The sequence below is a fragment of the Rubrivivax soli genome (assembly GCF_049810355.1).
Taxonomy (GTDB): Bacteria; Pseudomonadota; Gammaproteobacteria; order Burkholderiales; family Burkholderiaceae_C; genus Rubrivivax.
Window position 1 is genome coordinate 728,063 of the sequence record NZ_CP187368.1, and the last position, 21,879, is coordinate 749,941.

General features: G+C 70.0%; 22 protein-coding genes. 4 read left to right on the top strand and 18 right to left on the bottom strand.

Annotated elements, in window-relative coordinates; genetic code table 11:
• Positions 1-9 precede the first annotated feature (9 nt).
• The 13 genes from ACPOLB_RS03155 to ACPOLB_RS03215 form a co-directional block, all read right to left on the bottom strand.
• Positions 10-918, bottom strand: a complete 909-nt coding sequence (locus ACPOLB_RS03155) for an SDR family oxidoreductase (RefSeq protein ID WP_425259842.1) — start codon at positions 916-918, stop codon at positions 10-12.
• On the bottom strand, positions 915-1,859 hold the full coding sequence (locus tag ACPOLB_RS03160; RefSeq protein ID WP_425259843.1) for a glutathione S-transferase family protein: 945 nt from the start codon (positions 1,857-1,859) through the stop codon (positions 915-917). Before ACPOLB_RS03160 ends, ACPOLB_RS03155 begins: the two co-directional genes overlap by 4 nt.
• The gene (locus ACPOLB_RS03165; protein WP_425259844.1) at positions 1,856-3,529 is read right to left on the bottom strand and encodes an isovaleryl-CoA dehydrogenase; all 1,674 of its coding nucleotides are present in this window, start codon (positions 3,527-3,529) and stop codon (positions 1,856-1,858) included. Before ACPOLB_RS03165 ends, ACPOLB_RS03160 begins: the two co-directional genes overlap by 4 nt.
• On the bottom strand, positions 3,526-3,969 hold the full coding sequence (locus ACPOLB_RS03170) for a GNAT family N-acetyltransferase (protein WP_425259845.1): 444 nt from the start codon (positions 3,967-3,969) through the stop codon (positions 3,526-3,528). Before ACPOLB_RS03170 ends, ACPOLB_RS03165 begins: the two co-directional genes overlap by 4 nt.
• Positions 3,966-4,985 (bottom strand): NADP-dependent oxidoreductase, encoded by a 1,020-nt coding sequence (locus ACPOLB_RS03175; RefSeq protein WP_425259846.1) that lies wholly within the window; start codon positions 4,983-4,985, stop codon positions 3,966-3,968. Before ACPOLB_RS03175 ends, ACPOLB_RS03170 begins: the two co-directional genes overlap by 4 nt.
• The gene (locus ACPOLB_RS03180; protein ID WP_425259847.1) at positions 4,982-5,446 is read right to left on the bottom strand and encodes a PaaI family thioesterase; all 465 of its coding nucleotides are present in this window, start codon (positions 5,444-5,446) and stop codon (positions 4,982-4,984) included. The genes ACPOLB_RS03175 and ACPOLB_RS03180 overlap by 4 nt, the downstream gene beginning before the upstream one ends.
• Complete coding sequence (locus tag ACPOLB_RS03185) at positions 5,443-6,231, bottom strand: SDR family oxidoreductase (RefSeq protein WP_425259848.1); 789 nt, start codon at positions 6,229-6,231, stop codon at positions 5,443-5,445. Before ACPOLB_RS03185 ends, ACPOLB_RS03180 begins: the two co-directional genes overlap by 4 nt.
• Before the next feature lie 48 nt (positions 6,232-6,279).
• Entirely contained in the window at positions 6,280-6,465 is a 186-nt protein-coding gene (locus ACPOLB_RS03190) for a hypothetical protein (protein WP_425259849.1), read from the bottom strand.
• 3 nt (positions 6,466-6,468) lie between these two features.
• Positions 6,469-8,313, bottom strand: a complete 1,845-nt coding sequence (locus ACPOLB_RS03195) for an acyl-CoA dehydrogenase (protein WP_425259850.1) — start codon at positions 8,311-8,313, stop codon at positions 6,469-6,471.
• 29 nt (positions 8,314-8,342) lie between these two features.
• Positions 8,343-8,762, bottom strand: a complete 420-nt coding sequence (locus ACPOLB_RS03200) for a PaaI family thioesterase (RefSeq protein ID WP_425259852.1) — start codon at positions 8,760-8,762, stop codon at positions 8,343-8,345.
• Positions 8,763-8,812: 50 nt separating this feature from the next.
• On the bottom strand, positions 8,813-9,988 hold the full coding sequence (locus ACPOLB_RS03205) for an acetyl-CoA C-acyltransferase (RefSeq protein WP_425259853.1): 1,176 nt from the start codon (positions 9,986-9,988) through the stop codon (positions 8,813-8,815).
• A 61-nt stretch (positions 9,989-10,049) separates the two neighbouring features.
• Entirely contained in the window at positions 10,050-11,519 is a 1,470-nt protein-coding gene (locus tag ACPOLB_RS03210; protein WP_425259854.1) for a M20 family peptidase, read from the bottom strand.
• 5 nt (positions 11,520-11,524) lie between these two features.
• On the bottom strand, positions 11,525-13,630 hold the full coding sequence (locus ACPOLB_RS03215; RefSeq protein ID WP_425259855.1) for a 3-hydroxyacyl-CoA dehydrogenase NAD-binding domain-containing protein: 2,106 nt from the start codon (positions 13,628-13,630) through the stop codon (positions 11,525-11,527).
• 252 nt (positions 13,631-13,882) lie between these two features.
• Between ACPOLB_RS03215 and ubiM the strand changes: the two genes are divergently transcribed.
• Positions 13,883-15,106, top strand: coding sequence for a 5-demethoxyubiquinol-8 5-hydroxylase UbiM (ubiM, locus tag ACPOLB_RS03220; protein ID WP_425259856.1), 1,224 nt, complete (start codon positions 13,883-13,885; stop codon positions 15,104-15,106).
• On the opposite strand, the gene ACPOLB_RS03225 is transcribed toward ubiM, so the two are convergent.
• From ACPOLB_RS03225 to ACPOLB_RS03245, 5 genes are all read right to left on the bottom strand, one after another.
• Complete coding sequence (locus ACPOLB_RS03225; protein WP_425259857.1) at positions 15,076-15,771, bottom strand: ABC transporter ATP-binding protein; 696 nt, start codon at positions 15,769-15,771, stop codon at positions 15,076-15,078. The genes ubiM and ACPOLB_RS03225 overlap by 31 nt on opposite strands.
• A gap of 2 nt (positions 15,772-15,773) precedes the next feature.
• Entirely contained in the window at positions 15,774-16,559 is a 786-nt protein-coding gene (locus tag ACPOLB_RS03230; protein ID WP_425259858.1) for an ABC transporter ATP-binding protein, read from the bottom strand.
• Positions 16,556-17,863: a branched-chain amino acid ABC transporter permease gene (locus tag ACPOLB_RS03235; RefSeq protein WP_425259859.1), complete on the bottom strand. Its 1,308-nt coding sequence runs from the start codon at positions 17,861-17,863 to the stop codon at positions 16,556-16,558. The genes ACPOLB_RS03230 and ACPOLB_RS03235 overlap by 4 nt, the downstream gene beginning before the upstream one ends.
• Before the next feature lie 6 nt (positions 17,864-17,869).
• On the bottom strand, positions 17,870-18,892 hold the full coding sequence (locus tag ACPOLB_RS03240) for a branched-chain amino acid ABC transporter permease (protein ID WP_425259860.1): 1,023 nt from the start codon (positions 18,890-18,892) through the stop codon (positions 17,870-17,872).
• 72 nt (positions 18,893-18,964) lie between these two features.
• On the bottom strand, positions 18,965-20,200 hold the full coding sequence (locus ACPOLB_RS03245) for a branched-chain amino acid ABC transporter substrate-binding protein (RefSeq protein WP_425259861.1): 1,236 nt from the start codon (positions 20,198-20,200) through the stop codon (positions 18,965-18,967).
• 241 nt (positions 20,201-20,441) lie between these two features.
• Here ACPOLB_RS03245 and msrB point away from each other — a divergent pair, with 241 nt between their 5' ends.
• Genes msrB through ACPOLB_RS03260 form a run of 3 tightly spaced genes read left to right on the top strand, consistent with a single transcriptional unit; the run spans position 20,442 to position 21,833 of the window.
• The gene (msrB, locus tag ACPOLB_RS03250) at positions 20,442-20,882 is read left to right on the top strand and encodes a peptide-methionine (R)-S-oxide reductase MsrB (RefSeq protein ID WP_425259862.1); all 441 of its coding nucleotides are present in this window, start codon (positions 20,442-20,444) and stop codon (positions 20,880-20,882) included.
• Positions 20,883-20,913: 31 nt separating this feature from the next.
• Positions 20,914-21,567: a septation protein A gene (locus ACPOLB_RS03255; RefSeq protein WP_425259863.1), complete on the top strand. Its 654-nt coding sequence runs from the start codon at positions 20,914-20,916 to the stop codon at positions 21,565-21,567.
• Positions 21,564-21,833 carry a BolA family protein gene (locus tag ACPOLB_RS03260; RefSeq protein ID WP_425259864.1) on the top strand — a complete coding sequence of 90 codons (270 nt, stop codon included), beginning with the start codon at positions 21,564-21,566 and terminating at the stop codon, positions 21,831-21,833. The genes ACPOLB_RS03255 and ACPOLB_RS03260 overlap by 4 nt, the downstream gene beginning before the upstream one ends.
• The last annotated feature ends 46 nt before the right edge of the window (positions 21,834-21,879 follow it).

The following is a 21,879-nucleotide window of genomic DNA, read 5'->3' on the forward strand; positions in this document are numbered from 1 at the left end:
GCCGGTGGCCTACGCCGCCGTGGCCCGCAACGCAGCGCGCAGCTGCGCGCCCAGCTCGGGCTTGGCCGCAAACGGGTCGGTGGGGTTGCGCGGCGTCATCACGTCCTCCAGCCGCACCTGCACGCTGGCCAGGCTCTTGGGGTGGCTGTAGATGTAGAAGCGGTGTTCGTCCATCGCGTCGTAGACGTATTGCGCGACCTGTGCCGCCGTGACCTTGCCGCTGGTGACGGCCTTGCCGCTCATCGCCTGGGCGATCAGCTGGCTGCGCGTGGGCGCCACGGCGTCGGCCAGCGCCGCAGGGCGGTGGCGTTCGCTCTGGTGGATGCCGGTCGGCACGAAGAACGGGCACAGCACGTGCGCGTGGACCTGCGTGCTCACGAGCGCCAGGTCCTGGTAGAGCGTCTCGCTCATCGCCACCACGGCGTGCTTGCTGGCGTTGTAGACGCCCATGTTGGGCGCACTCAGCAGGCCGGCCATGCTGGCGGTGTTGACGATGTGGCCTTCGAACGCCGGGTCGGCGTCTGCCGCGGCCAGCATCAGCGGCGTGAACACGCGCAGGCCGTGCGCCACGCCCAGCAGGTTGACGCCGATGACCCAGTCCCAGTCCTTCGCGCTGTGCTCCCAGATCAGCCCGCCGTGCGCGACGCCGGCGTTGTTGAAGACGAAGCTGGGTGCGCCGAAGCGCTCCATCGTCGCCGCGCCCAGGGCGTCGACCTGCTCGGCCTTCGAGACGTCCAGCCGGAACGGCAGCACCTGCGCGCCCAGGCCGCGGATCTCGGCGGCGGCGGCGTCCAGCGCCTGCTGCTGCACGTCGGCCATCACCACGTGCATGCCGCGCGTGGCGGCGATGCGGCTGGCCTCGAGGCCGAAGCCCGAGGCGGCGCCGGTGATGACGGCGGTCTTGCCTTGCCAGTTCATGTCTTGTTCTCCTGTGTGTCCTGCTTGATCTGGAACCCGGCGCGCGGGAAGTGCACGTGCACGGTGCCGGCGCGCGGGTCGGTGCGGCGCACGACGACCTCGTCGCCGCTCAGCCCCACCAAGGTGCCGGCCACGGGGTCGCGGCCGTAGTCGGTGGCCGTCACCGTGACCGCTTGCCCGGCCTCGAAGCCCAGGCCCGGCAGCACCTGCGTCGGCGCGTGGCTGCTGGCGCCGGCTGCGATAGCCAGGGCCTCGGCGCTGTCCATGCGCTCGGGCCGGCCGTGGCCGAAGGCCTGCATGCGCGCGCCCCAGGCGCGCAAATGCGTGTGCGGCGCCAGGATCTCGGCCACCGGGCCGCCGCGCTGCACGTACCAGAGGCAGTGCGCGACCGAGAAGTCCGCCACGCTGGCGGCGGCGCCGAAGAGGAACGCGCGGCCATCGGCCAGCTGGGCGTCCAGCGCCGCGGCGTACGCGCGCAGATTGGCCGAGGCGTCGGCGACCGTCTGGCGCTGCAGGCCGGCGGTGAACGGCGCGCGGTCGGCCGCGAAGGCCTTCAGCGCCTCGGGCGGCATGCCGGCGAACATGTGCGACACGCCGGCCGGTTGCATCGTGTACGGGATGACGGTCCAGAACAGCGTGCTGTCGGCCCACTGCGCCAGCAGCGGCGCCAGCGGCGCGTCGGCCGGGAACAGCGACGGCGCGGGTGCGCGCGCCTCCAGCAGCCGGGCGATCAGCGCCGTGTCGCAGTAGATGTCGGCCCCCACCTGCACGAAGGGCGTCTTGCGGTAGCCGCCGGTGAGCGCCACCACGTCGGGCTTGGGCAGGATCACCGGCACCTTCACCGAGCGCCAGGCCAGGCCCTTGAAGCCCAGCATCAGGCGCACCTTCTCGGAAAACGGCGAACCGTCGTAGTGGTGCAGGATCAGGTCGTCGGTGCTCATGCGGTCTCCGTGGGCAGTGCGCGGGTGATCAGGACATCGAGGTCGGCACTGGCGGGCAGCAGGCCGTACACATCGGCCGGCGCATCCAAGCGCGCGGCGCAGAAGGCGTCGAAGACCGGCTGCGGCGCGTGCGCGTGCAGCAGCGTGGCCTGCAGCACCAGCGCCAGCTCGCGCGCCAGGCCGCGCGCCTGCGCCTCGGGCACGGTGGCGTCCACCGCGTCGAGCACGCGGGCGATGGCGCGGTCCAGCGCGGCGTGGCGGCCGCGGGCGGGCGCGGTCTCGTGGGCGATGGCGTCGGCCACCTGCGCGCCGCGCAGCGCGCGCAGCAGGTCCAGCGCCATGATGTTGCCGGCGCCTTCCCAGATGCTGTTGAGCGGCATCTCGCGGTAGATGCGCGCCATCACGCCCTCGCCGGCGGCCTCGACGTAGCCGTTGCCGCCCAGGCACTCCATCGCCTCCTGCGCGAAGTGGCTGCCGCGCTTGCAGATCCAGAACTTGGCCACCGGCGTGAGCAGGCGGCGCATCACGGCTTCGTGGGCATCCAAGCCGTGTTCGCTGCGGTCCACCGCCGCGGCCAGGCGCAGCGCCAGCGCGGTGGCGGCTTCGCTGTCGAGTGCCAGGTCGGCGAGCACGTTCCTCATCAGCGGCTGCGCGATCAGCGGCTTGCCGAACGCGTGGCGCTGCGTGGTGTGGTGCAGCGCCAGCGACAGCGCCTGGCGCATCAGCCCGGCCGTGCCCAGTGCGCAGTCCAGCCGCGTCAGCGCGCCCATCGCCAGGATCTGCGGCACGCCGCGGCCGGCCTCGCCCACCAGCCAGCCGGCGGCGGCGTCGAACTCGACCTCGCTGCTGGCGTTGGCGTGGTTGCCCAGCTTGTGCTTCAGGCGCTGCACCGCGATGGCGTTGACGCTGCCGTCGGGCAGCAGGCGCGGCACGAAGAAGCAGCTCAGGCCGGCGGCGCTGTCGGTGGTCTGCGCCAGCACCAGGAACGCGTCGCACATCGGCGCCGAGAAGAACCACTTGTGGCCGGTCAGGCGCCAGCGCTCGCCCCAGGCGTCGCTGCCGTCGCGCACGGCGCGCGTGGTGTTGGCGCGCACGTCCGAGCCGCCTTGCTTCTCGGTCATGCCCATGCCCATCGTCACCGTGCTCTTGCGGTCGAAGGGCACGAAGCGCGGGTCGTAGGCGGTGCCGGCCAGACGTGGCGACCAGTCGGCCGACAGTGCGGCGTTGGCGCGCAGCGCCGGCGTGACGGCATAGGTCATCGACACCGGGCACAGCACCGAGGGCTCGGCCTCGGTGAAGAGCATGAAGCCGGCGGCGCGCTCGAGGTGCCCGCCCGGCCCGCGCGACCACGGCGTGCCGTGCAACCCTGCAGCCAGGGCCGCACCCAGCAGCGCGTGGTAGCTGGGGTGGAACTCGACCTGATCGATGCGGCGGCCGACGCGGTCGTGCGTGTGCAGCACCGGCGCGTGCGTGTTCGCCAGCCGCGCATGCGCCTGCAGTTCGGCGCTGCCGGCCAGCGCGCCCAGCGCGTCGAGCGCCGTGGTGTCCAGCGCCGGCGCGTGGTGGCGCAGCGCGTCCTGCAGCGGCCGGTTCACGCGCCACAGGTTCACGTCGGCCAGCGGCGCGGGCTGATTGAAGACCTCGTGCGTGGGGTGTGTGGTCCCGCTCATGGCGCCCTCAGCATCTCCAGGTGCGGGATGTTGTCTTCCAGGTAAGGCTCGCCCACACCGACGAAGCCGAAGCTGCCGTAGAAGCGCGCCAGGTGCGCCTGCGCGCTGATGCGGATGCCCTGACCCGGCCAGGCCTGCAGGCAGCGGCGCACGCCCTCGCCCACCAGCACGCGGCCGAGGCCGGTGCCGCGTGTTTCGGGCGCGGTGATGACGCGGCCCAGCGAGGGCTCGGCGTATTTCACGTCCGGGTCCACCACGCGCAGGTAGGCCTGCAGCGTGCCCGTGTCGTCGCGGCCCAGCAGGTGCCAGCTGTCGCGGTCGACGCCGTCGGGGTCGAGGTACGGGCCCTGTTCCAGGATGAAGACCCGGCAGCGCAGCGCCAGCGCGTCGTACAGGTTGTCGACGCCCAGCGCAGCGAAGCGCGACCAGGTCCAGTTCACGCCAGCCGCACGAGTTGCTTGCCGAAGTTGCGGCCCTTCAGCAGGCCCAGGAAGGCCTCGGGCGCCGCGGCCAGGCCCTGGGCCACGCTCTCGCGGTACTTCAGCCGGCCGGTGGCGACGGCCGTGCCCAGTTCCTTCAGCGCCTCGGGCCACAGCTGCATGTGTTCGCTGACGATGAAGCCCTGCAGCTTCAGCCGCTGCGTCAGGATCAGCTGCGGCGCGCGCATCGGGATCGGCTCGCCGTTGTAGCCGGAAATCATGCCGCAGAAGGCGATGCGGCCGAAGGCGTTCATCTGCGCCATCACGGCGTCGAGGATGGCGCCGCCGACGTTCTCGAAGTAGCCGTCGACGCCCGCGGGCGCGGCGGTCTGCAGCGCGGCCAGCAAGGCCTGCGCATCGGGCTGCGCCTTGTAGTCGACGCAGGCATCGAAGCCGAGCTCGTCCACCACGTAGCCGCACTTGTCGGCGCCGCCGGCGATGCCGACCACGCGGCAGCCGCGGGCCTTGGCCAGCTGGCCGACCGCGCTGCCGACGGCGCCGCTGGCGGCGCTGACGACCACGGTCTCGCCGGCCTTGGGTGCGATGATCTGGGTCAGCCCGTACCAGGCCGTGACGCCCGGCATGCCCACGGCGCCCAGGTAGGCCGACAGCGGCACGTGCGTGGTGTCGACCTTGCGCAGCAGACCGGGCTGCGCGGCGTCGACCACCGTGTACAGCTGCCAGCCGCCCATGCCGACCACCTTGTCGCCCGGCACGAAGCCGGGGTGGCGGGAATCGACGACCTCGCCCACCGTGCCGCCGATCATCACCGTGTCCAGCGGCTGCGGCTGCGCGTAGCTCTTGCCGTCGTTCATGCGACCGCGCATGTAGGGGTCCAGGCTCAGGTAGTGGTTCTTCACCAGCACCTGGCCGTCGGCCAGTGCCGGCACGGGCAGTTCGACGAGGCGGAAGTTGTCGGCGCCGGGTTCGCCCTGGGGGCGCGAGGCGAGCTGGATCTGCTGGTTGACGAGGGTCATGGTGTCTCCGGGGTGGGATTGCGCTGCAGTTGCTTGGCCATGCGGCCGTCGGTGGGCAGCGCGCGCAGGTATTTGAAGGTGCCGGTGGCGTGGGCGCAGAGGCGGCCGTGGCCGTCGAGCACGGTGCCTTCGGTGAAGGCCATCGTGGTGGTCTTGTGCAGCAGCTTGGCGACAGCACGCAGTTCGCCTTCGGCCGGGCGCATGAAGCTGGTCTTCATCTCGATGGTGGCCACGCCCGGCCCGCGGTCGGGCAGGTGCTGGTGGATGCTGCGCGCGGCGTGCGCCATGGCCACGTCGAGCATCGTCATCAGCACGCCGCCGTGCGCCACTTCCCAGCTGTTCAGGTGCGCCTCGGCCAGGTCCACACGCAGTTCGGCGTGGCCGTCGCCGAAAGCCCAGAGCTCGAGCCCCAGTTCCTCGACGAACGGGATGTGGACCGGGAACTGCAGCTTTCCGCTCATCCGGCGTGCACCGCGCTGACGCCGCCGTCTACGGCCAGGATCTGCCCGGTGATGTGCTTGCCCGCGGCGCTGGCGAACAGCAGCGCCGCGCCCTTCAGGTCGTCGTCGTCGCCGATGCGGCGCAGCGGCGCCGCCGCGTTCATCTTCTCGACGCCGATGGCCTTCATGACGCCGGCGGTCATCTTGCTCGGGAAGAAGCCCGGCGCCAGCGCGTTCACGTTGATGCCGTGCGGGCCCCACTCGCCGGCCAGCGTGCGCGTGAAGTTCACCACCGCGCCCTTGCTCGTGCCGTAGGCGATGAACTTCATGTCCAGGCTGCCGGCGAGGCCGGCGATGGACGCCACGTTGATGATGCGGCCGCCCTTGTTCGGGATCATCGAGGCCTTGGCCACCGCCTGCGCGAACAGGAACAGGCTGCGGATGTTCAGGTTCATCACCTTGTCCCAGGCCTCCAGCGGGTGGTCCTCGGCCGGCGCGCCCCAGGTGGCACCGGCGTTGTTGACGAGGATGTCGATGCGGCCCAGGCGCTGCATCGTCTCGTCGACGACCTTCTGCACGTCGGCGGGCTGGCTGGCGTCGGCGGCGATCCAGCGCGTGTCGATGCCCTTGGCCTGCAGGTGGGCGGCGGCCTCTTCAAGGTCGGCGGCCTTGCGCGAGGTCAGCATGATCTTCGCGCCGGCTTCGCCCAGCGCTTCGGCGATCTGCAGCCCCAGGCCGCGCGAGCCGCCGGTGACGAGGGCGGTCTTGCCGTGGAGGTCGAACAGGGAATGCACGGGAGTGCTCATGGCGGGGTCCTTGAGGGAAGAAGACAGTGATGTGGCGGGGCGGCGGCCTCAGCGCCCCATGCGCGAGCGCACCCACACCAGCACAGCGCCCGCCACGGCGGCGACGGCGCCGACGATGGTGAGCGTCCAGCCGATGGGGTCGTGCAGCTTCTGCACGAAGACGCCCAGGCTCAACGTCAGCAGGCCGCCGTAGATCAGCACCCAGACCAGGGTTTCGAGCTGCTTGGGCGTCATGGCTCAGAACCAGTCGGGCTGCATGCTGCGGCACACCGCCTCGCGGCGGGCGACGACGCCGAGCCAGGCGTCGATCTTGGGCAGTTCGTAGGCGAAGAAGTAGTGCATGGCCGCGAGTTTGCCGGGCTTCAGCGGCGAGGCGCTCTTGTCGGCAGCCAGCCCCACGTCGAGCCACAGCCAGGCCAGCACCACGTGGCCGAAGGCCTGCAGGTAGGGCGTGGCGTTGGCCAGCGCTTCGTCGGGGTTGCCGGTGGCCCAGGCGCTCTTGGTGGCCGCACCCAGGCGCTGCAGCGCCGCCGCCAGTGCGTTGGCCGGCTCGGCCAGGCCGTCGACGTGGCCCGCGCGCTCGATCGTGGCGCTGATGCGCGTGGCCAGCAGCTTCAGGCCGGCGCCGCCGTCCATCACCACCTTGCGGCCCAGCAGGTCCAGGCCCTGGATGCCGTGCGTGCCCTCGTGGATCATGTTCAGGCGGTTGTCGCGCCAGTACTGCTCGACCGGGAAGTCGCGCGTGTAGCCGTAGCCGCCGTGCACCTGGATCGCCAGCGAGTTGGCCTCCAGGCACCATTCGCTGGGCCAGCTCTTGGCGATCGGCGTCAGCACCTCCAGCAGCGTGTGCGCGTCGTGGCGCTGCGTGTCGTCGCCGGTGGCGAGTTCGTCGACCAGGCGCGCGCAGTACAGCTCCAGCGCCAGCCCGCCCTCGACGTAGCTCTTCTGCGCCAGCAGCATGCGCTTGACGTCGGCGTGCTGCACGATGGGGATCTGCGGCACCGCGGCGTCCTTGCCACCCGGGCCCACGGGCCGGCCCTGCGGGCGGTTCCTGGCGTAGTCCAGGCTGGCCTCGTAGCCGGCGTAGCCCAGCATCACCGCGCCCAGGCCCACGCCGATGCGCGCCTCGTTCATCATGTGGAACATGCAGCGCAGGCCCTGGCCGGGCTCGCCCACCAGGTAGCCGATGGCGCCCGCCCCGCGGCCGTCCAGGCCGCCGCCCTGCTCAGCGCGCACCGGGAACCGGCCCTCGCCGAAGTTCAGCAGCGTGTTCGTGGTGCCGCGGTAGCCGAGCTTGTGGTTCAGGCCGGCCAGCGCGACGTCGTTGCGCTCGCCGGTGAGCGCGCCGTCGGTGCCCACCAGCTTCTTCGGCACGATGAACAGCGAGATGCCGCGCGTGCCCGGCACCAGGCGGCCATCGGGGCCGGGGATCTTGGCCAGCACCAGGTGCACGATGTTCTCGGTGAGCTCGTGCTCGCCGGCCGAGATCCACATCTTGTTGCCCTTGAGCCGGTAGCGCGGGCCCAGCGGGTCGTGCTGCCCATCGGCCCCGTCGGGCACGGCGCGCGTGGCCACGTCGCTCAGCGACGAACCCGCCTGCGGCTCGCTCAGGCACATGGTGCCGAACCAGCGGCCGGCGAACAGGTGCTTCGCGAACACGTCCTTCTGCACCGGCGTGCCGTGCGCCATCAGCAGGCTGGCGTTGCCGCTGGTGAGCATGGCGTAGCCGCCCATCGCGACGCTGGCCTTGCTGAAGAAGGCGTTGGCGGCCATCTCGATGACGCAGGGCAGCTGCATGCCGCCGACGTCGTAATCCTGCGCGGCGGCCAGCATGCCCGAGTCGACGTAGGCGGCCATCGCTGCGTGCGTGCTCTCGGGCAGGTGCACGCGTTCGCCGTCGAAGTGCGGCTCCTGCACGTCGGCCTGGCGGTTGAAGGGCGCGAACTTCTCGCGCGCGATGCGCTCGCAGGTGTCCAGCACCGAGGCGAAGGTCTCGGCGGAATGCTCGGCGAAGCGCGGGCGCTGCAGCAGCATGGCCACGTCGAGCCAGTCGTGCAGCAGGAAGTCGAGGGTCTGGCGCATGGGGGTTGCCTGTGTCGGAGTCGGTGGGTTCAGGCCTGGGCGACGATGGCCATGGTGGCAGAGGCCTTGCAGACGAGCACGCGATGCCCATCGCGTTCGGCGTAGACCTCGGCCTCGGTGAAGCTGATCTGGCGGCCGGGCTTGAGCACCCGCGCCTCGCACACCAGGCGCTCGCCCTTGCCGGGCCGCAGCAGGCTGGTCTTGAGCTCGGCGGTGAGCACCCAGTAGCCGTCGGGCGCCATGGTCTGCGCGGCCGCACCCATGCTGTGGTCGGCCATCGCGGCCGAGACGCCAGCATGCACCTGCCCGGTGTGCTGCAGGTGGCGCGGCGCGATGTGCAGCACCGTGACGACGCGGCCTTCGTCCACCGCCACCGGCGACACGCCCAGGTCCACCATGTAGGGCGAGAGGCGGAAGAACTTGCGCAAGCCGTCGAGATCGATCGCCATCGCTTCACCCTCCGCCCGCACGGGCCTGGCCGCCGTGCGCCCAGCGCACGTCAGAGCACTTCGAACACGCCGGCAGCACCCATGCCGCCGCCGATGCACATCGTCACGCACACCCGCTTCGCGCCGCGGCGCTTGCCTTCGATCAGCGCGTGGCCCGTCAGGCGCTGGCCGCTGACGCCGTAGGGGTGGCCCACCGCGATGGCGCCGCCGTTGACGTTGAGCCTGTCCATCGGGATGCCCAGCGTGTCGGCACAGTACAGCACCTGCACGGCGAAGGCCTCGTTCAGCTCCCACAGGTCGATGTCGGCCACCGTCAGGCCCAGGCGCTTGAGCACCTTGGGCACGGCGTAGACCGGGCCGATGCCCATCTCGTCGGGCTCGCAGCCGGCGACCGCGAAGCCGAGGAAGCGGCCCAGCGGCTGCAGGCCCTTCTGCTGCGCGTAGGCCTCGCTGACGACGACGCAGGCGCCGGCGCCGTCGCTGAACTGGCTGGCGTTGCCGGCCGTCACCACGCCGCCGGGCAGCGCCGGGCGGATGCCCTGGATGCCCTCGTAGGTGGTGCCCGGGCGCAGGCCTTCGTCTGCGCTGATCGTGACTTCCTTGCTGCGCAGGCCCAGCTGCGCGTCGGCGACGCCGGCGGTCACGGTGCAGGCCACCATCTCGGCCGCGAACAGGCCCTGCTCCTGCGCCGCGCAGGCCTTCTGCTGGCTGGCGGCGCCGTAGCGGTCCATGCGCTCCTTGTCGATCTTGTAGCGCTTGGCCACCTGCTCGGCGGTCTGCAGCATGCTCCAGTAGATCTCGGGCTTGATGGCCGCCAGCGCCGGGTCGGCCAGCATGTGCTGGTTCATCTCCTGCTGCACGCACGAGATGCTCTCGACGCCGCCGGCGACATACACGTCGCCTTCGCCGGCGATGATGCGCTGCGCCGCCATCGCGATGGTCTGCAGGCCGCTGCTGCAGAAACGGTTGATCGTGACGCCGCTCACCGAGATCGGCAGGCCGGCCTTCAGCGCGATCTGGCGCGCGATGTTGGCGCCGGTGGCGCCCTCGGGGTTGGCGCAGCCCATCAGCACGTCCTCGATGGCGCCGGGGTCGACGCCGGCGCGCTGCACCGCGGCCTGCACGGCGAAGGCGCCCAGCGTGGCACCGTGGGTCATGTTGAAGGCGCCCTTCCAGCTCTTGGCCAGGGGCGTGCGGGCGGTGGAGACGATGACGGCTTGGCTCATGGCAAGGGTCCTGTGGCTGGGGTTCGGGTCGACGTTCGGGGCAACATGCGGAGCAAGGGGTTCAGGAAGCCGACTGCGACAGCAGCCGGTGGTAGAAGCGCACCATGTCGGCCAGCTGCTCGATGGCGATGCGCTCGTCGGTGCCGTGCACGCGCGCCAGGTCCTGCGTCGTGAAACGGATCGGCATGAAGCGGTAGCTGTGCTCGGTGATGGCGTCGAAGTGGCGCGCATCCGACGCCGCGAGCATCAGCCCCGGCGCCACCAGGCTGTCGGGGAAGACCTCGCGCACGCTGCGCTCGATGCCGCGGAAGACATCGGTCTGCGACGACGACAGCTTCGACGGCTCGAAGGCCACGTCCAGCGGCTGCACCGTGATGCCGGCGTCGGCGATCACCCGCTGCACGTGGGCCTGCACCGACGCCGCGGTGTCGCCGGGCAGGATGCGGAAGTTGACGACGGCCTCGGCCTGGCCGGGCAGCACGTTTTCCTTGTTGCCGGCGTTCAGGATCGTCATCGCGGTGGTGGTGCGCAGCATCGCGTTGGTGGCACCGCCGCGGCCCAGCAGGCGCTCGACCAGCGGCCGCGTCAGCCACAGGTTGCTCATCGCCAGGCGCTGACCGAAGGGCAGCTCCGGCGCCACCGCCGCGAACATCTCGGCCGCCGCGCCCTGGATGCCGCCGGGCATGGGGTTCTGGTCCAGCCGCACCAGCGCGGCGCTGAGCCGGCCGATGGCGCTGCTGCCGGCCGCCGGCGGCATCGACGAGTGGCCAGGCGCTGCGGTCGCCGTGAGCTTCAGCGTCACCGAGCCCTTCTCGGCCAGCGCCACCAGCGCCAGCGGCTGCGCCACGCCGGGCAGCACGCCTTCGGTGACGGCCAGGCCTTCGTCGAGCACGAACTCCAGCCGCACGCCGCGCTGCTGCAGCAGCTCGACCGCCTTGACCGCGCCATTGCGGCCGCCGACCTCTTCGTCGTGGCCGTAGAACAGGTAGACCGTGCGGCGCGGCTTGAAGCCCGACTTCAGCAGCAGTTCCACCGCTTCGAGCTGGGTGACGAGGTTGCTCTTGTTGTCGAGCGTGCCGCGGCCCCACACGAAGCCGTCTTCCACCACGCCGGCAAAGGGCGGCTTCTTCCACAGGCTCTCGGTGCCGGGCGCAATGGGCACCACGTCCTGGTGCGCCAGCAGCGCCATCGGCCGCGCCTGCGTGTCGCTGCCCTTCCAGGTGAACAGCAGGCTGTGCGCGCCCACGCGCTCGGGCTGCAGCTGCGCGTGCGCCAGCGGGTAGCGCGTGCGCAGCAGCGTGTGCAGTGCGTCGAACTCGGCCGCGGTGCCCGTGGGGTCGAGCAGGCCGCTCACCGTCCTGGCGCGCACGGCCTGCGCCATCGTGTCGGCGACGGCCGCGCCGTCGACCGCCAGCTTCGCCAGCGGCGGCACCTGCAGCTGCCGCGAGCCCTGGCGCAGCGTGTTCGCCACCAGCACCACGGCCAGCAGCAGCACCAGGGCCAGCAGGCCCAGAACGAGGCGCTTGACCACCGCGATCAGCTGAAGCTCTTGCCTTCAGCCGCCAGCCGCGCCAGCAGCGGCGCGGGCTGCCAGAAGCTGGCGTCGTCATGCGGGTTGGCGGCGAACTTCTTCATCGTCTGCACCACGTTGAACAGGCCCACGGTGTCGGCGTAGCACATCGGGCCGCCGCGGTGCAGCGGGAAGCCGTAGCCGGTGAGGTAGACCATGTCGATGTCGCTCGCGCGGCTGGCGATGCCTTCCTCGACGATCTTGGCGCCTTCGTTGACCAGCGCGTAGACCAGGCGGTGCACGATCTCGTCGTCGCTGATCTTGCGCGGCGCGATGCCCAGGCTGGCGCGGTGGTCGGCGATCATCTGCTCGACCACGGCCGACGGGATCGCGTCGCGCTTGCCCGGCTGGTAGTCGTACCAGCCGGCGCCGGTCTTCTGGCCGTAGCGGCCCATCTCGCAGAGCAGGTCGGCGGTCTTGCTGTAGCGCATGCCGGGCTTCTCGACGTAGCGGCGCTTGCGGATGGCCCAGCCGATGTCGTTGCCGGCCAGGTCGCCCATGCGGAACGGGCCCATCGCGAAGCCGAACTTCTCGATCGCCTTGTCCACCTGGGCCGGCGTGCAGCCCTCTTCCAGCAGGAAGCCGGCCTGGCGGCTGTACTGCTCGATCATGCGGTTGCCGATGAAGCCGTCGCACACGCCGCTGACCACGGCGGTCTTCTTGATCTTCTTGCCCAGTTGCATCACGGTGGCCAGCACGTCCTTGGCCGTGGCCTTCCCGCGCACCACCTCCAGCAGCTTCATCACGTTGGCGGGGCTGAAGAAGTGCGTGCCGATGACGTCCTGCGGCCGCTTCGTGAAGTTGGCGATCTGGTCGACGTCGAGCGTGCTGGTGTTGCTGGCCAGGATGGCGCCGGGCTTCATGACCTCGTCCAGCGTCTTGAACACCTTCTCCTTGACGCCCATCTCCTCGAACACGGCCTCGATCACCATGTCGGCCTGCGCGATGTCGGCGTAGTTCAACGTCGTGCGCAGCAGCGCCATGCGCTGGTCCAGCTTCTCCTGCTTGAGCTTGCCCTTCTTCACCTGGGCGTCGTAGTTCTTGCGGATCGTGGCCACACCGCGGTCCAGCGCTTCCTGCTTCATCTCCAGCATCACCACCGGGATGCCGGCGTTCAGGAAGTTCATCGTGATGCCGCCACCCATGGTGCCGGCGCCGATGACGGCGACCTGCTCGATCTTGCGCACCGGCGTGTCCTCGGGCACGTCGGGGATCTTGCTGGCCGCGCGCTCGGCGAAGAAGGCGTGGCGCAGCGCCTTGCACTCGGGCGTGAACATCAGCGCGGTGAAGATCTCGCGCTCGTAGACCATGCCGTCGTCGAACTTCTTCTGCGTGGCGGCCTGCACCGCGTCCACGCACTTGCCCGGCGCCGGGAAGTTGCGCGCCATGCCCTTGACCATGTTGCGCGCGAACTGGAAGTACGCGTCGCCATTCGGGTGCCTGCACTTCATGTCGCGCACGCGCGGCAGCGGCTTGCCGGCGGCGTGCTCGGCAGCCACGGCGCGTGCGAACTCCACCGCGCCGGCCAGCAGGTCGTCGGTGATGATGCGGTCGAACAGCTTCTGGCCCGGCACGCTGGCCAGCAGTTCGCTCTTCACCGGCTCGCCGCTGACGATCATGTTCAGCGCCGTCTCCACGCCCAGCACGCGCGGCAGGCGCTGCGTGCCGCCAGCGCCCGGGATCAGCCCCAGCTTCACCTCGGGCAGGGCCACGTTGGTGCCCGGCGCAGCCACGCGGTAGTGCGCGCCCAGCGACAGTTCGAGCCCGCCGCCCATGCACACGCTGTGGATGGCCGCGACCACCGGCTTGGTGGCGTCGTCGAGCTGCTTGATCAGCGACAGCAGGTTGGGCTCGGCCACCGCCTTCGGGCTGCCGAACTCCTTGATGTCGGCGCCGCCCGAGAAGGCCTTGCCGGCGCCGGTGATGACGATGGCGCGCACGGCTGCATCCGCATGTGCCCGCTCGATGCCGGCACTGAACGCGCGCCGCGTCTCGAAGCCCAGGCCGTTGACGGGCGGGTTGTCCAGCGTGATCACGGCGACATCGCCGCGCAGTTCGTATGTGGCGCCCATGGCGTCTCCTGCAGCGTGGTTCGTGGAAAAAGGAACGGTCGTTCGATTCTAGGTGGCGGCTTTTGCGTGCCGATGTCCCTGCCGCGACAAGCGCACCGCGGCCCGGGCAAACCCTGAGCCCCTGATGTTCGCGCCGCACCGGGCCGCCGGCTCCCCCGACTTACCCTGTTGCCGCCGCCACTGACCGGGGTCAAGGCCCGGCGCAGACCGGCGGCCGACACTGCGGTCCCGCCACCGAACGAGGCTCCCGCCGTGACCGCCACGCCCACCAGCCGCACCTGTGATGTCGCCATCGTCGGCGCCGGCCCGGCCGGCCTGGCGCTGGCCGTGGCGCTGGCGCAGGCCGGCATCGCCAGCACCGTGCTCGAGCGGCAGGGCCTGCACGCGCTGGCGCACCCGGCCGAAGACGGCCGCGACATCGCGCTGACGCACCGCTCCCGCGTCATCCTCGAAACGCTGGGCCTGTGGCAGCGCCTGCCGGCGCAGGAGATCGCCCCGCTGCGGCAGGCCCAGGTGCGCGACGGCGTCTCGCCGCTGGTGCTGCCCTTCGACGCCAGCAGCCAGGGCCACGACGCGCTGGGCTGGCTGGTGCCCAACCACCGGCTGCGCGCAGCGGCCTTCGCCGCCACCGACGAGCTGCCGATGGTGCAACTGCACACCGACGCGCCGGTGGTGGCGTTCGAACGCAGCGCCGAGGCCGCGACGCTGACGCTGGAGAACGGCCACCGCATCAGCGCCGCGCTGGTGGTGGCGGCCGACAGCCGCTTCTCGGCGCTGCGCCGCATGGCCGGCATCGGCGCGCAACTGCTGGACTTCGGCCGCAGCGCCATCGTCGCGCGGCTCGCGCACGAACACCCGCACGAGGGCATCGCGCACGAATGCTTCCGCTATGGCAACACCCTGGCGATGCTGCCGATGGCGGGCCGGCAGGTCTCGGCCGTGGTCACGCTGCCGAGCGACGAGGCGCCGGCCTGGATGGGCTTGTCGGACGCCGACTTCGCCGCCCGCGTGCAGCAGCAGTTCGGCGACGCGCTGGGCCTGCTGCGCCCGGCCGGCCCGCGCCACGTGTACCCGCTGGTGGCGACCTACGCACACCGCTTCGCGGGCCCGCGGCTGGCGCTGCTGGGCGACACCGCGGTCGGGATGCATCCGGTGACGGCGCATGGCTACAACTTCGGGCTCTACGGGGTGCAGGTGCTGGCGCAGGAACTGCAGTGCGCGCGGCAGCAACGGCGCCCCGACGCGGTGGCGCTGGCCGCCTACGAACGCCGCCACCGCCGCGCCACGCTGCCGACCTGGCTGGGCACCAACGCCATCGTGCGGCTGTTCACCGACGACCGCGCGCCGGCCCGCGTGCTGCGCCGCACGGTGCTGCAGGTGGCACGGCAGCTGCCGCCGCTGCGCAGCGCGATCGCGCGGCAGCTCACGGGCAGCGGCCCGGCGGCCTACACCTCCAGCCACTCCTTGCGCACGTAGCTGTCGGCACGCAAGGCAGCGGGCGTGCCCTCGAAGACGATCTGCCCGTGGCCCATGACCAGGCAGCGTTCGGACACCTCGAGCGCGATCGTCAGCTTCTGCTCGACCAGCAGCACGCCGATGCCGCGGCGCTTCAGTTCGCGCAGGTACTCGCCGACCAGTTCCACGATCTTGGGCGCCAGGCCTTCGGTGGGCTCGTCGATCATGATCAGGTCGGGGTCGCCCATCAGCGTGCGGCACAGCGTCAGCATCTGCTGCTCGCCGCCCGAGAGCACGCCGGCCTCGGTGTGCTGCCGCTCCTTCAGGCGCGGGAACAGGCCGTACATGTCGTCGAAGCCCCAGCGGCCGCCCTTCTTGCCGCCCTTCTGGCCCAGCAGCAGGTTCTGGTGCACCGTGAGGTTGGGAAAGATGTCGCGGTTCTCGGGCACGTAGCCGATGCCCGTGTGCGCGATTTCGAAGGCCTTGCGGCCCAGGATCTCCTGGTCGCGCCAGCGGATCGAGCCGCTGCCGTCGACCAGGCCCATGATGGTCTTCACGGTGGTCGAGCGGCCCGAGCCGTTGCGCCCCAGCAGCGCGACGATCTCGCCGGCGCCCACCTCGAAGTTCACGCCATGCAGCACATGGCTCTTGCCGTAGAAGGCGTGCACGTTTTGCAGCTTCAGCATGGTCAGTGTCCCGCCGCGGCGGCCTGTGCGTCGGCCAGCACGCTGCCCAGGTAGGCTTCCTGCACGCGCGCGTTGGCGCGCACGGCGGCAGGTTCGTCGAAGGCGATCACCTCGCCGTAGACCAGCACCGCGATCTTGTCGGCCAGGCCGAAGACCACGCCCATGTCGTGTTCCACCGTCAGCAGCGTCTTGCCCACGGTGACCTCGCGGATCAGGTTGACGAAACGCGACGTCTCGCTCTTGCTCATGCCGGCCGTGGGCTCGTCGAGCAGGATCACGTCGGAGCCGCCGGCGATGGTGATGCCGATCTCCAGCGCGCGCTGCTCGGCGTAGGTGAGGTTCATGGCCAGCACGTCGCGGCGCTTGTCGAGCTTGATCATCTCGAGCACTTCCTCGGTGCGGTCGTTCGCATCACGCAGGTCGGCCAGGAAGCGCCAGAACGAGTACTTGTAGCCCAGGCTCCACAGCACGGCGCAGCGGATGTTCTCGAACACCGACAGCCGCGTGAACAGGTTGCTGACCTGGAAGCTGCGCGACAGCCCGCGGCGGTTGATCTCGTAGGGCTTGAGACCCGCGATGCTCTGCCCGTTGAGGAGGATCTCGCCGCTGCTGATGCCGAAGCGGCCGCTGATCAGGTTGAACAGCGTGCTCTTGCCGGCGCCGTTCGGGCCGATGATGGCCACGCGTTCACCCGGGCGCACCGCCAGCGAAGCGCCGCGGATGATCTCGGTCTTGCCGAAGCTCTTGCGCACGTCGCGCAACTCGATGGCGTGGGTGGGCGTGTTCACAGCGCTTCCCTCCGCTTGATTTCCTTCTCGATCTCGCCCTGGATCTCGTCCCACTGGTGCACGAAGTGCCGTCGCGTCAGCTCGAACAGCGCCGCCCCCGTGGCCAGCACCAGGAACGCGCCGAACCAGCTGTCGAAACCCTTGGCGTTCAGCGTGGCGCCCATGTACTTCAGCTGCGGCCCCAGCGCCTCGTTGAGCTGCAGGTGGTAGACCATCTCGATCATCGCGCCCGCACCCACCAGCATCACGCCGGCCAGGCCGCCGAGCGCGAGGTAGCTCGTCCACAACCGCTTGAGCTTGCCGAAGGCCGCCAGCCGCAGGTTCATCATGATCAGGCTCGAGATGCCGCCCGGCGCGTACATCACCATGAACAGGAACACCAGGCCCAGGTACAGCAGCCAGGCCTGCGTCAGCTCGGACAGCAGCACGCCGGCCAGCACCATCAGCACCGCGCCGATGATGGGGCCGAAGAAGAACACCGCGCCGCCCAGGAAGGTGAACAGCAGGAAGGCGCCCGAGCGCGTGGCGCCCACCACCTCGGCGGTGACGATCTCGAAGTTCAGCGCGCTCAGGCCGCCTGCGATGCCCATGAACAGGCCGCTGGCGATGAAGGCCATGTAGCGCACGCGCTGCGTGCTGTAGCCGATGAACTCGACGCGCTCGGGGTTGTCGCGCACGGCATTGAGCATGCGGCCCAGCGGCGTGCGCGTGAAGGCGAACATCAGCGCCGTGCAGACGAAGCAGTAGACCGCGATCAGGTAGTACAGCTGCGACTGCGGCCCGTAGGTGATGCCGAGGAACGGCTCGCCGACGACGCGGTTGCCGCTGATGCCGCCCTCGCCGCCGAAGAAGCCCGGGAACATCAGCGCCATCGCCGCCACCAGCTCGCCCACGCCCAGCGTGATCATCGCGAACGGCGTGCCCGCCTTCTTCGTCGTCACCCAGCCCAGCAGCACGGCGAAGAACAGGCCTGCCAGGCCGCCGATCAGCGGCACCAGGCTGACCGGGATGGTGAGCGTGCCGGCCGTGGCCATGTTCAGCGCGTGGATCGCGAAGAACGAGCCCAGGCCCGAGTACACGGCATGGCCGAAGCTGAGCATGCCGCCCTGCCCCAGCAGCATGTTGAAGGCCAGGCAGGAGATGATGCCGATGCCCATCTGCGACAGCATCGTCATCGACAGGCTGCTCGTGAACAGCAGCGGCGCGATCAGCATGACCAGCGCGTAGCTGCCCCAGATCGACCAGCGCCCGACGTTGTAGGGCTTGAAGTGGTAGTGGGCGCGGCCCTCGTGGATGTGCGGCATGGCGGCTTACCCTTCCCGCGAGCCGAACAGGCCCTTGGGCCGGAAGATCAGGATCAGCACCAGCAGCAGGTACGGCAGGATGGCCGCCACCTGCGAGATCTTCACGCTCCACACCGCGTAGCCGAAGGTCTCGGGGCCGACGTTCAGGCTGAGCAACCGGAACAGGTCGAGCAGCGCCTTGTCGCTGCCCACCGCGAACGAGTCCAGCACGCCCAGCAGCACCGAGGCCACGAAGGCGCCGGCCAGCGAGCCCATGCCGCCGATCACGATGACGGCGAACACCACCGCGCCCACCGCCAGCGCCATCGACGGCTCGGTCACGCGCAGCGCGCCGCCGATCACGCCGGCCAGCGCCGCCAGCGCCGTGCCGCCACCGAAGACCAGCATGAACACCCGCGGCACGTTGTGGCCCAGGGCCTCGGCCATCTCCGGGTGCGTCAGCGCGGCCTGGATCACCAGGCCGATGCGCGTGCGCGTCAGCAGCAGCCACACCGCCACCAGCATCAGCACCGCGACACCCATGCCGAAGGCGCGGAACGACGGGAACTGCGTGCACACCGCGTCGGCGGCCTTGCAGGCCTCGGGCGGCGCGCCCCAGGCCAGGCTCAGGCCACTGGGCAGGTCCATGATGGTGAACAGCGGCCCGCGCAGCGACTCGGGCGGCAGGAAGTTGAGTGCCTGGCGGCCCCAGACCAGCTGCACCAGCTCGAACAGGATGTAGCTCAGGCCGAAGGTGATCAGCAGTTCGGGCACGTGGCCGAACTTGTGCACCTTGCGCAGCGCGAAGCGCTCGAACGCCGCGCCCATCAGCCCCACCAGCGGCGGCGCCAGCAGCAGGCCCCACCAGAAGCCCACCACCTGCGTCACCGAGTACGCGACGTAGGCGCCCAGCATGTAGAAGCTGGCGTGGGCGAAGTTCAGCACGCCCATCATGCTGAAGATCAGGGTCAGGCCGGAGGCCAGCATGAACAGCAGCAGCCCGACCGACAGGCCGTTCAGCAGCGAGATCAGAAGGTACGAGGCATCCATCGCGGGTTCGGAGCAGGCAAGAAAAAGCGCGACGCCGGGTGTCGGCGTCGCGCCGGTCTCGGGGACGCGAGCTTACGGGCGCTTCATCTGGCAGGACGTGGGCGTGCTCGCCACGTAGGCCTCGATCGCCTTCACCTGCTGGAAGTTGTACCCGGTGTTCTCCACGGAGTACGGGCTCTTGGCGTCGGCCTTGCGCCATTCGCTGATGTACAGCGCCTGCTGCAGCTGGTGGTCGGTCTTGCGCATCTCGACCTCGCCCTGGAAGCCCTTGAAGCGCAGGCCCTCCAGCGCCGGCGCCACCTTCACGGGGTCGGTGCTCTTGGCGACCTTGAAGCCCTCGGCCAGCATCGCCAGGCCGTTGTAGGTGGCCAGCGTGTACCAGTCGTCGTTGAACTTCTTCTTGAAGTCGTCCTGGATCTTCGAGGCCACGCCGGGGATGTTGTTGTGGCCGTAGGCCACCATGCGCACCTTGCCGCCCACGCCGGCCGCCATCGCGGTGGGCACGCCGCTGGTGCTGGCGTAGTAGGTGTAGAAGTTGACGTTCAGGCCGGCGTCCTTGGCGGCCTTGATCAGCAGCGTCAGGTCCTGGCCCCAGTTGCCCGTGACCACCGAGTCGGCGCCCGAGGCCTTGATCTTCGCCACGTAGGGCGCGAAGTCCTTCACCTGGCCGATCGGGTGCAGGTCGTCGCCGACGATCTGCACGTCGGGGCGCTTGCGGGCGATGGTTTCCTTGAAGAAGCGCGAGACCTGCACGCCATGCGCGTAGTTCTGGCCGATGATGTAGACCTTCTTCACATCGGGCTGGTCCTTCATGTAGGACGTCAGCGCCTCCATCTTCATCGAGGTGTCGGCATCGATGCGGAAGTGCCAGTAGTTGCACTTGCTGTTGGTCAGGTCGGGGTCGACGGCAGCGTAGTTGAGGTACAGCACCTCCTTGCCGGGATTGCGCTCGTTGTGCTTGGCGACGCCGTCCATGATGGCGGCCGCGGCACCCGAGCCGTTGCCCTGCACCACGTAGCGGATGCCCTGGTCGATGGCGGCCTTCAGGTTGTTCAGGCTTTCCTGCGGGGAGCCCTTGTTGTCGAAGGCGACGAACTCGAACTTCACGCCGGCCGCGTTCTTCGCGAAATGCTCGGCCATGAATTGCCAGCTCTTCAGCTGGTTCTGGCCGACGTTGGCGAACGGGCCCGAGAGCGGGTCGATGAAGGCGATCTTGACCGTCTGGCCCGCCTGGGCGAAGGCGATGCCCGACACCAGGGCCAGCGAGGCGGCGACCGGCAGGCCGAAGAGCTTGTGCGTGAATTTCACTGGTGATGTCTCCAAGAGTTCTGTGCAAGATCCAACCGCGCGAAGGTAGCGGAAGTGGATGCCCCTGGGCTTCAGGGACTACCCCGAACATTTGTCGCCGACGGGACAACACCGACCACGGCGCACACCATCGGTGCGCTCCAGGCGGGCCACGAGCGGCTGCGCACGAACAACCCTGGTCTCGGCAGCGCCGTCGCCTGCCGCGACAATCGATGTTTCCGTTTGCCAGCCAGCGACCGCCATGAACCTTTTCGGCAAATCCCCCGTGCACGACCACGACGACCCGCGCTACCCGGTGCGCAAGAGCGACGCCGAGTGGCGCGAGCAGCTCGACTCCATGCAGTACCAGGTGGCGCGGCACGCCGCCACCGAACGCGCCTTCACCGGCAAGTACTGGGACCACTTCGCCGACGGTCGCTACAACTGCGTCGGCTGCGGCACGCCGCTGTTCGAGAGCGGCACCAAGTTCGACGCCGGCTGCGGCTGGCCGAGCTACTGGGCGCCGATCAACAGCGAGGTCATCGAGGAGGTGCGGGACACCACGCACGGCATGGTGCGCGTGGAGGTGCGCTGCAAGCAGTGCGGCACGCACCTGGGCCACGTCTTCCCGGACGGCCCCGAGCCCACCGGCGAGCGCTACTGCATCAACTCCGCCGCCATCGCATTCCAACCCAAGGAATGAGCGGGAGCCCGAGCCTGCACAATGCGCGCCCATGAAGCTGCTGCTCGACTTCCTGCCGATCCTGCTGTTCTTCGCCTGCTTCAAGGGCGCGGAAGCCAACAAGGACTGGGCGGCCGACTTCGCCACCACGCACTTCGGCTTCATGGTCTCGGGCGGCAAGGTCGGGCCGGGCGAGGCGCCGGTGCTGCTGGCGACCGTCGTCGTGATCCTGGCCACGCTGGCGCAGGTGGCCTTCCTGAAGCTGCGCGGGCGCAAGGTCGACACGATGCTGTGGGTCAGCCTGGTGCTGGTGGTGGGGCTGGGCGGGCTGACGATCTGGTTCCACAGCGAGACCTTCATCAAGTGGAAGCCCAGCGTGCTGTACTGGACGATGGGCACGGCACTGTGGCTGGCGCCGCTGCTGGCCGGCAAGAACCTGCTGAAGGTGATGCTGGGCGCCCAGCTGCAGCTGCCCGAGAGGGTGTGGCACCGGCTGAACTTCGCCTGGGTGGCCTTCTTCGCCGGCATGGGCCTGCTGAACCTGTGGGTGGCCTACAGCTTCAGCACCGGCGCCTGGGTCAACTTCAAGCTCTTCGGCGGCCTGGGCCTGATGCTGGCCTTCACGGTGGCACAGGGCCTGTACCTCAGCAGGTACATCGAAGACACGCCCGCAGCCGACGCCAAACCCGACTCCAAGACACCATGACCAGCACCCTGGCCGAACGCATCGACGCCACGCTGCGCGCGGCGCTCGCCCCCACCGAACTGCACGTGCAGGACGACAGCGCGCTGCACGCCGGCCATGCCGGCGCCCGCGACGGCGGCCACTACACGGTGCGCATCCGCAGTGCCCGCTTCGTGGGGCTGTCGCCGCTGGCGCGGCACCGCCTCGTATATGATGCCCTGGGCCCGTTGGGGCCCCTCGGCGTGCATGCGCTCGCCATCGAAGCGCAGGCCCCCGAGGCCGGTTGAAACCTCTTCAATCCGATCCCCGCCGACCGATGCCACGACAGGCCGG